Below are 10,039 nucleotides of genomic sequence, written 5' to 3'. Positions count from 1 at the left end.
TGATTACCTATGCTGAGGGTAACGAGCGTTGGCTTAGCCGGCATCCGTATTTGCCGTTATATCGTGTTTGCACTTATCAAAGTGTTTTACCATTGGTTCCAGGTGGACCGCAGGATAAGGAGACGATGCCTTTTGATTCAGGGAATCTTTCGCTTGAGGTCTATCCCAATCCATTCCGGAATCACTGCGTGATTGAATTCCAAATCCCAAATTATTCAAAATTAGGTGGTAGCCAGAAGCCGATAACCAGTATAAAGATCTTTGATATAAGTGGTCGTTTGGTAAAACAATTTAACCATTTAACCAATTACCAATCATCAACTCTTTGGGATGGTGATGATGATCTGGGTCGGAAACTTCCACCGGGTGTATATTTCATTAGGTTAGATGCGGGTGATTTTATCCATATAGAAAAGGCAATATTGTTGAAATGAAGGAGAGGGTTGTTAGGTTGAAATAAAAATGCTAATTTTTAATATGTTGATTAAAGTATGATAATCAGGAATGGTTGTTTGTTTAGTAAATTGGAATTTGGGAATTGTTTGGGATTTGGTCCGCCAAAAATCGTGGCGGACTGGTACTGGGGGTTTAATGAATGAATGTCATCTTTGCTGAATTAAGAAAGAGTTACAAAATCTTACTCGCCTATCCGATTGAGATTGCCTTCTGGATATTTTCACCACTTCTGTGGGCAATTCCTTTGATTTTTCAGGGAAAGGCATTGATTGGTGGTTTGAGCAGTGAAAACTTTGGGGCAGTTGCAGGTACAACCGAATTTATTCCCTATGTCTTAATCGGGGCGATAATCAGCACCTATATGGGTTCTTCGGTCTGGAGCATGGGATTTGCAATGCGGGATGAGACATATTATGGCACACTTGAACATATTTTGTCAGCGCCAGTAAAACCGGTTTACATTTTACTGGGCAAGGCAATATTCAATTCCCTTCTTGCTACAACTTATGTTATCATTCAACTGGGAATATGTGTGATAATTTTTGGTTTACAGGTGACACTTTATAAAATATTTCCAATTGTCTTCTTTTTGATTCTTTTGATTGCCGGTCTATATGGCATTGGCTTTGCTGCGGCTGGCTTGACCCTGCTCGTCAAAGAGGCACATGGTCTACTACATTTGTTTGAATATGTATTATTTTTATTTTCACCGATTCGTTATCCAGTGGAGATAAATCCGATAACCAGGGTGGTAAGCATATTCATTCCCTTAACCTATGCCCTGATTGCCTTGCGTGGGTTGTTATTGAATATTGAATTCAATTTCTGGAAAAACAGTCTTATACTCATTATAATCGATTTGATAATAATTCCCCTTGGTCTTTATATCTTCAACTGGGTGGATAGATATACAAGGCAGAAAGGAACTCTGGCGGAGTATTGAGATGGCAAAATGTCAATCCAAAAATTCCACATGTCAAATGTCAAATGCCAGACGAATAGATAAACATAGTCTAAAGGTTTGGGTTTGGAAAGAAGATTGGGTTTTGTCTATCGGTTTGGAAGATTGTTTAATCAAACAAAACCAACAAACCAAACCCTATCTCATTTCTAAACCTATAAACCACACCTTCAAAGATTAACTATGGCCAATTTTTTCCATTATCTACGGGCGATCAATGCGGAGAATATTAAAGAATGGAAGATTGAATTGAAATATCTGCCTGATTTTATCCGGCTATTTTTTGAACCCTTTGTCTATCTTTTTCCATATTTTCTCTATGGATTTGCACTCCTTGGTGGCCGTAACTCTGAACATTTAAAATCAATTACTGGCATCAGTGATATATTCGCTTATACTTTTGTTGGTTATTTAATTATGGGATTTTTAAATACTGCATGCTGGGCAATGGGTGCGTCATTGAGAAAAGAACAGTGGTATGGAACACTGGAAACAATATTTGTAGCTCCGGTTCCACGCTGGGTATATGTAGCAGGCATGGCTTTGCATTCAACATTACATCAGGGATTGATAATGCTCATTGAGGCTTTGGTTGTAGTATTTATTTTCAAGATATTTTTCAATATCAGTGGTATGCTTCCCGGGCTGATTTTATTACTCCTTATGATTTCTGCACTTTATGGACTTGGCATTCTGGTTGCAGGACTTACAATCGGTCTAAAACAATGGTGGGTAATAAGTGATGCGGTATCAACCCTGATAAATATAATTACACCGATTGCCTATCCACTTGCAATCTTGCCTATGTTTTTGCAGAAGATTGCCCTTGTTCTGCCTACAACCTATGGCGTGATGGGCATAAGGCATTTCTTGATTGGCGAACATCTTACTATGAGCATGCCAGCAATATTTTTACGCCTAACAATTATGCTTGTTATCTGGATAAGTTTTGGTTTAGGTATTTTCTTACTTATGGATAGATACGGCAGAAGAAAGGGCGTGCTTGCGATTTATTAAGTTTTTACAATTTCCCTTCGCAAGCGGGGGATGCAATCCCCTTTATTAAAGAATACGCAATCCTACTTTTATCCCCCTTTTTAATGAATACACAATCCCCCTTAATCCCCCTTTCTTAAAAGGGGAAATGGGGGATTAGTAATTTACATTTTTTATTTTATCTTTATTATCTTGGTTTTTATTATTTTATCAGATCTTTTCAGTATTACAAAATAGACCGCACTACCCGAAAGTTCTTTAGTTGTCAAATCAACATGCAACAAATGGATTCCTTTTTTAAGATTTGTTTTCAAAAGACTTTTAACAATTCCACCCAATGCATCGGCAATTTCGATCTCTACGGGTTCATCTTGATAAAGACCAAATCTAATTAATGCGCTTTTGGTTGTAGGATTGGGAAAAACCTTGAGCGAGAAGTCGGCAGGGAGAAGATTTCTATTTTCCGTAATGCTGACAACTGGGTTGCGCCCAACATACCAGCGGGTGGGGGTTGGTGTGCCACCACCTATGATATTGTAGTAAAGGTCAAGCATCGGATTGGTTATTGAACTTCCAAATGCGAAAAAAAGTTGACCATATTCTGTGACATCAAGCCTTTTTGCAATCTGCCAGAGGCAATTGTTATGGTCGGTGATATCTGAAGTCAAACAAATCGGCGTATGCCAGGTCAAACCATTATCCATAGAATAATTGTAATAGATGTCCCAGAAGGTATATTGCCCGTTCCCACTTCGCGGTTTACCAAAAAGAACGACAATATAATTTCCACCCGTGGCTATTGTCGGATAAAAATTCTCAGCACCCGCAGCGGTAATACCCACCTCAATACAGGGCTGACCAGGAGCAATTGAGACATAAATTTTGCCTTCATAAGGATAGGTAGTATCCGCACCATTGATATTATCAAATACCAGTAACGGATTTCCATTTTCAGTAACCGCCATCTGTTTCCAGTAAATGCGATTAGAATCAAAAGGCTCTGGCCAGTTCATATCATAAATCTGTGCCGGACTCCAATTTATTCCATCGGTCGTGGTTTTGTAATAGATGTTGAGATTTTTATCGTGATAAAACAGATAGGCAATTCCGCCATTGATATCAAAACCCCAGTAATAGCTGGTCTCGGGTGCCACAATACCACCCGCCAGCCTCGTAGAAAGGTCAGGTGTATATGTACTCCAGGTGAGCCACGGATTGTAACCATCTGATGCAACGCCGATAAATAAAAGATTGCCATTGGGCAACTGTTTGCCAATACACTTATGGACATCAAGATCACCGGTTCCCACATCAACCGGGCTATCCCAGAAACTTGAGAACCAACCGCCGCTTTCATACTGACCCATCATCAAACCCCATGTACCCTGCTGGAGAACTGGTGCAGATATATGCGGACCCTGACCATTAAGCGAGGCAATAGAATTTGGATACCTCGGACTGCCCCACGCCAAATAGGGGTCAGTAATGAAAAAAGAGAAAATCCTATCAGCCTGCCAAACATCAAGGTATGCACCTGTCCCAAAGGTCCTGCATACAAATTGAAGATATTCATCAGTAGGATTATAAGCCAGACATTCATGGATTTGTGTCCACATTGAATATTCACCTGTTGAAGAGTCAACAGGGATTATATGAGACATTGGCACAAAAGGATGGTGAGGACCGACAATCGGAATCCCTTCCTCAATCCGGGCATAATCAATCCGTACCGGCAGGGTGATTGATTGAACCGCACCAGCCAATAAAATAAACGAACACAAGGTTTTCATGCTTTCCTCCCTTCAAGGCAAAAATAAAGGTTTAATTGCTCCCCGGTGTAAGGCGTGTCCCTGTAGAAGGGCAGAAAAATTATCTTACCCGAGGCCAGTTTAGCCCGCATTTGCCTCTCCAGAAGGATTAAAGAGAAATCTTGAGTGAAGTGAAGTGATTTTCCCCTGTCCGATGATATCTAGTCATAACAAGTCCTTTGTTAAATCCTAATTATATTATACTGCAAAAATATTTTCTGTCAAGGGAAGGATCCACTGACTCCTCTCCACATTTTTCAATATTAAGAGTTCATTCCTAAGTTTTTTTCCTAAATATCAGAAGTGTGGGTTTTTCATGCAATAATCCCCCATTGTCCCTTTTGTACTAGTATCCTCCTTTATGAAAGGGGGAAAGAGGGGGATTGAAATTTTCGTTTCATACATCATATTTACGAAAAGGTGCTATGATGAATAGCGGAAAAAGAATATCATATTGACACTTAGTATCTTAATTATTAAGGAATACCTAATAGTTATAAGGTAACAAAAATTTTATTTTTTATATTCAATAGGAAGTGGTCGTATTCTAATGCGTGTTTGCTCAATTATAACCACACTACCCTGTGCAAGAGCATCTTGAATCGCAGACAGGTTCTTTAGCAGAAGTTCTACCTGTTTTTGGGGTTGGCGATCTGTTCCACGACGAAAAATTATCAAGGATGGTCTATTTTTTTCGCGTAAAGCAAGTAGTGTTCCAAAATCAGTGTCAGCAGAAATGATTATTCGTTCTTCAATTTCTGCTCGGAGAAAGATTGATTCATCATCCGCAGTTTGCAACCCATAATCACGAACATGCACGGCATCGTGCCCAGCCTCTCGTAAGCCTTCAGCGACAAATGGCGATATGGCATTGTCAACCAAAAACCTCATTGCACAGTGACCAGAGGAAGTTCACGCTCACGCACTGCTTCAGCGGCATAACGGAGTGCTTCATGAATGTCTTCAGGTTCTAAGTCAGGAAACGCTCTAAGAATCTCATCTACACTCATTCCATCTGCCACCATTCCTACAACGGTTGCCACAGGAATACGCAATCCTCTTATGCAGGGAACGCCACCCATCTGATTGGGATTAATTGTAATGCGAGTAAATTTCATATAAATCACCTCTTTCAATTATAAATACCTTTATTAAAAAGTCAATGGACCAATGCAATTAATAATTCGGGCTTTTTGATTACACTAATAGTAGAATAACCACAAATGTAACCCTTGCACTATCTGGCTTCAAGAGGTTGAATTATACACAATCCCCACTTCGCAAGTGGGTAGTATGTAATCCCCCTTTCTTAAAGAATACAAAATCCCCCTTAATCCCCCTTTTATAAAAGGGGGGAAATAGGGGAATTAGTAGGGCAGACATTTAGGATTACATTTGTTATTTCGCAAGGCTAACCTCTGGTTCTGAAAGAACCATCGGTTCTTGAAGAAAGCCTTGCCCTACAGAGGAAATCGGCTAAAGCCTTGCCTTACGATGGGAAATCGGCTAAAGATTTGCCCTTTTAAATATTTGCAGACCAAGGTCTGCCACTACAACTATTAAATTTTGCAGAGTAAACTCTGCTACTACATTTCGTCAATTTATTTTTATTATCTTGGTTTTTATTATTTTATCGGGCGTTTTTAGAACCACAAAATAGACACCAGATTTCAGGTCCTGTCCGAAGTGAATTTCTTTTTTGTGATACACTTTCTTGTGTATAATCCTCTCACCCAGAATGTTATATACAAATATCTCGCAGGGGCTTTCAATCTCAGTTAGATTGATATGCAGTTCTTTGCTGAAAATTGTTTCTTTTATCAATTGATTTTGGACAGTCAAATGTTGTTTTTCTCCAATCCCTACCGGGTTGACAACGACACTGACAATTATCTGCGGACCAAATAGAACCCCATTCCTTTCAAATCTGAATGTATCGGCAATCGTTGTCTGGCTCGGCACGCTCGGTGCCCTGAATTTTGCATAATTATAAAAGACCTGGCCGGGCAATCCCCAGAATCCAGCTAACTTTGCACGGGTCGTATCCTTCCAGAATGCTTGATAATAGAATGGACTACTGCTGGTTCCTTTGAGATAGACAAGGGTATCAAAGGGACCGTATCCAGTATTCTGAATATTCATTGAAACCGTAAATGTATCAAGTGAATTCACGGTTGAGGGATATGTTAAACTCTGCATACTACAATTATAGGTATTATAATCTTCGGGATTATTTATTATGGTATACGGAATATAAACCCAACCCCGTGGCTTATCAGTCAGTTGTAAATATATCCTTGCCCAATCACCAGAAAATGAATCTGCAACAAATACTTGACCATTTGCAACCTGGGTAATTACTGGATACGATGCTCCCGGACCTTCGCGGACATTGACCAGACTTGAATTTATGCGCAGGATTGTATTCCTCGTTGTCCCTTTCATATATTGTGAATTTGTTCCATCACCACCAGACATCCAGGCATAGTATGGACCACTTGCGGATGGGAAATAGACTTTATACCAGTAAACACCCTGATTGTAATAATAATCAAACGATACAAATTTTGTGCCGAGTCGTGCTTCAGTGATTATCCTATAATTCGTTCCCGGACCATCACGGACATTTAAACTATCTATATTTACTTCAACCGTCCAGTGCCTTGTAGGCGGTTCAATCCAGAATCTTCTTCTTATTGCATTCCATATATGGTCATAACTGCGGTCATATCCTAAAGCCCAGCAGCCTGCACCCTGTAGTATAGAGTCATTTACCATTCCAAATTTAATATCAAGTGATACCGAATCATCATACCAGCACTGGTGCCAGCCACCTGAATTATAACGATACCAGGGTGTCTGGGAATAATTGTCCCATAATCTGCCATAGGTATTTGCATTCTGGAAGGCATAATAATATATCACTGCTGAACCGGTTCCAGTTGTAGAACTGCCAATATCACCAGAGGCCGTGGGCCAGTCATAGCCATAATAGGGGAGACCAAGGACAATCTTTGAGCCAGGAACACCATATACCTTATAACTGCCGATTGATTTTGCAACACAATACTGTCCCCAGAATGAAGAAGGTATACAGGGCGAGACCGGTCCGGCAACACTTGAGCCACTCCAGTGATAATCATAAGCCATAATAAATAATCCATCAGAATGTGAACCAAGATAAGAAAAATCATAGCCTGGATACCATTCAGGAACTGCAGGTGTTGCTAAATACAATTCTTTTCTGCCATTGGGATGGTTCCATAAGGCGTATGCCAAATCATTTATGAATCTATTAAAACTATCCCTAACTGCACTTGTGACAAATTCAAAATCAATATTTGCACCATCACAACCGTAATTTGTCATAAAATTTCTTATATTATTCACTGCGTTATTTCTTGCTGTTGCATTATTCAGGAAGTTTGTAACATTTGTATTGCCGAAAACTGTGAAGGTCATATGAATCCTGACCCCGCGTGGATGGGCATAATCGCGGATTTTATAAAATCTTGAGGCATTTGGTATGCTTCCCAAACTGCCGGTTGATGGGTCAATATCAACCGAGAAATAAGAGATATGGGTCAGTAATTCAATCTGGAAATACTGATAATAACTTGTATCTGTCCAGTATGGCAGATACCCATAGTAGTTCTTTAACATCCCTGTTATTCCGGGTTCAAGGGGCACATAAGGTAATTTCGTTAAAGATACTGGTGTCCATTCTGCCTCGGATTTGTGAAAATTATATTCAATCTGATGGATTGTAGGAAAATCAAAAGCAGAATAAAGACAAATACCAATAAGAACAGAAAATGTCATAAACCCTCCTTATTTCTTTGTTAAGTAAATCCTTCGGGCAATCAAAAATATTGTGGCAAAGAATATAAAAAGAATTATTATGAGAATAATCAGGGCAAAATTTATCATTGCCCGTTCGGATTGAAAGCCAGTAGCAGATTTATTATTTATTGTATCCATTTTGTGTTCTTCTGTCTGTAACTGGTGGATTGATTTAAAATTTGTATCAGGCTGGACAATCAGAAAGAAATTTTGATTAAATGGAGAAGAAAACAAAATTGAACATATCAACGCAGCCATAAATGGATTATATTAACAATCTTGTGGTTGTCAAGAGTATTTTGCTTCGGACACCTCTGATTTTTACAGGATGTTTTCCTCAAGTGCAATAAACCTTTAGAGCTTTAATAAGAATCGTAGAGGCAGAGATCAATCTGGTTGACACTTCTTTCTAACTCCATATAATATGTAGGGACTTGAATTGAGCTTATACCGTGAAATTTTATGTAAATCAATCCTGAATAAATCAGGAATTCCCGGAATTGATTTTGCATTAAATCCTTATACCGGGTGTGAACATAAATGCGCATATTGTTATGCAGTATTTATGAAAAGATTTACCAATCATAATGAAGAATGGGGCGATTTTGTGGATATAAAGATAAATGCACCTGAGATTCTCCAGAAACAATTAAAACAACTAAAGTCGAAGAGCCATATCTCAATCGGTACGGTCTGTGATGCGTATCAACCCATTGAAGAAAAATATCAGATCACGCGGAGATGCCTTGAAGTTTTAAGATATTTTCAGCATTCGGTATCAATCCTAACAAAATCTTCGCTTGTTTTGAGGGATTTGGATTTGCTTTTAAGAATAAAGGAGATTGAGGTTGGATTTACAATAACGAGTTTGAATCTTGATGTAAAAAGTCTCTTTGAACCGAAATCTTCACCGGTATCTGAAAGACTCAATGTACTCAAAAAAATTTCTGAAAATAAAATTTATACTTGGGTCTTTGTCGCACCGATACTGCCATATATTACTGATTCTGACCAGGAGATTGAAGACTTGATAAAATCTGCTGAAGAATCCGGTGCCCAGAATATCACATTTGATTCATTAAATCCCTATCCTAAGGTCTGGCACAATGTGATAACGAAAATCAGGGAAAGATTTCCGGAAAAATTAAAAGATTATGAATTCTATTACCACAATAAGATTCTTTATGAAAAAAAGATAAAAGACCGGATATTAAATATTGGCAGATCTTTTAAGATTAAAATTGATTTTGCTTTTTAATTTTGCAGGAGCGACTTCCCAGTCGCGATAATAATATTCAACATTGATTGTTGCAGAGCAAACTCTGCCACTACAATTAACTATTTTTTTCCTGTAGTGGTCGAGCTTGCTCGACAATCTATAGCGCAAACTGCCACTACATTTCAACCATCTGTAGTGGTCGAGCTTGCTCGACATCCAAACCATAAAAAAGACAACACGCAGGCTGAAGCCTGCGGCTACCATTTAATCGCTTTTCCTGGCGAGGCTAAAGTCTCGCCCTACTTTTGCAGAACAAGCTCTGCTACTACATTTCAAACATTTGTAGTGGTTGAGCTTGCTCAACAATTTGCAGTACAAATCCGAAGGTTTGCCCTACATTTATCTTAATAACACCGTCTTCTTAATCTTTTTAGCGCCACCTGCTTCAAATTTTATAAAATAGACTCCCGCGGGTAGTCTCCGACCAAGAAAATCATCACCATCCCAAATTATTTGATAGACTCCCGGTTCTTGTTCTTTTTCTAACAATACCCGCACAACCTGCCCAAGACAATTGTATATTCGGAGACTGACCTTTGATGGATGCGGAATTGCATAGACGATATTCGTCTTGCCCCTTGTTGGATTGGGCATAGGGGTATAAAGGGCAAAGGCAATCGGAAACTCTTTTTGCATATCTTCAATCACACCGGTCATCCTTATATCACCATCAATCAAAGTAAATGTCCGATGATA

The 10,039-nt window shown here is 39.0% G+C and carries 10 protein-coding genes; 4 read left to right on the top strand and 6 right to left on the bottom strand.

From position 1 onward, the window contains the following. The 3 genes from ABIL69_11255 to ABIL69_11245 all read left to right on the top strand — a co-directional run. A partial coding sequence (locus ABIL69_11255) for a T9SS type A sorting domain-containing protein (protein MEO0124565.1) occupies nucleotides 1-434 on the top strand: 434 nt, incomplete at its 5' end. Nucleotides 435-595: 161 nt separating this feature from the next. After that, a complete protein-coding gene (locus ABIL69_11250) occupies nucleotides 596-1,399 on the top strand; it encodes an ABC transporter permease (GenBank protein MEO0124564.1) in 804 nt (267 codons plus the stop codon). A 201-nt stretch (nucleotides 1,400-1,600) separates the two neighbouring features. After that, nucleotides 1,601-2,434: an ABC transporter permease gene (locus ABIL69_11245; protein ID MEO0124563.1), complete on the top strand. Its 834-nt coding sequence runs from the start codon at nucleotides 1,601-1,603 to the stop codon at nucleotides 2,432-2,434. A 152-nt stretch (nucleotides 2,435-2,586) separates the two neighbouring features. Here ABIL69_11245 and ABIL69_11240 read toward each other — a convergent pair whose 3' ends face one another. The 5 genes from ABIL69_11240 to ABIL69_11220 all read right to left on the bottom strand — a co-directional run bounded on the left by ABIL69_11240 (nucleotide 2,587) and on the right by ABIL69_11220 (nucleotide 8,322). Then, nucleotides 2,587-4,203 (bottom strand): T9SS type A sorting domain-containing protein, encoded by a 1,617-nt coding sequence (locus ABIL69_11240; protein MEO0124562.1) that lies wholly within the window; start codon nucleotides 4,201-4,203, stop codon nucleotides 2,587-2,589. Nucleotides 4,204-4,734: 531 nt separating this feature from the next. Further along, nucleotides 4,735-5,112, bottom strand: a complete 378-nt coding sequence (locus ABIL69_11235; GenBank protein MEO0124561.1) for a DUF5615 family PIN-like protein — start codon at nucleotides 5,110-5,112, stop codon at nucleotides 4,735-4,737. Further along, complete coding sequence (locus ABIL69_11230) at nucleotides 5,109-5,339, bottom strand: DUF433 domain-containing protein (protein MEO0124560.1); 231 nt, start codon at nucleotides 5,337-5,339, stop codon at nucleotides 5,109-5,111. The genes ABIL69_11235 and ABIL69_11230 overlap by 4 nt, the downstream gene beginning before the upstream one ends. 478 nt (nucleotides 5,340-5,817) lie before the next feature. Then, complete coding sequence (locus ABIL69_11225) at nucleotides 5,818-8,043, bottom strand: glycosyl hydrolase family 18 protein (protein ID MEO0124559.1); 2,226 nt, start codon at nucleotides 8,041-8,043, stop codon at nucleotides 5,818-5,820. A 9-nt stretch (nucleotides 8,044-8,052) separates the two neighbouring features. Next, the gene (locus tag ABIL69_11220) at nucleotides 8,053-8,322 is read right to left on the bottom strand and encodes a hypothetical protein (GenBank protein ID MEO0124558.1); all 270 of its coding nucleotides are present in this window, start codon (nucleotides 8,320-8,322) and stop codon (nucleotides 8,053-8,055) included. A gap of 181 nt (nucleotides 8,323-8,503) precedes the next feature. Between ABIL69_11220 and ABIL69_11215 the strand changes: the two genes are divergently transcribed. Then, nucleotides 8,504-9,322, top strand: a complete 819-nt coding sequence (locus ABIL69_11215; protein MEO0124557.1) for a radical SAM protein — start codon at nucleotides 8,504-8,506, stop codon at nucleotides 9,320-9,322. Between the two features lie 360 nt (nucleotides 9,323-9,682). Here the strand turns inward: ABIL69_11215 and ABIL69_11210 are convergent. Beyond that, nucleotides 9,683-10,039 (bottom strand): T9SS type A sorting domain-containing protein (locus ABIL69_11210; protein ID MEO0124556.1); only part of this gene is annotated, 357 nt, incomplete at its 5' end.

It is taken from the genome of candidate division WOR-3 bacterium, assembly GCA_039802005.1.
GTDB lineage: Bacteria > Hydrothermota > Tepidihabitantia > SM23-42 > JAOAFX01 > JAOAFX01.
The sequence above is the reverse complement of the archived record's forward strand: the minus strand, read 5'-3'. Positions and strand labels throughout refer to the sequence as shown.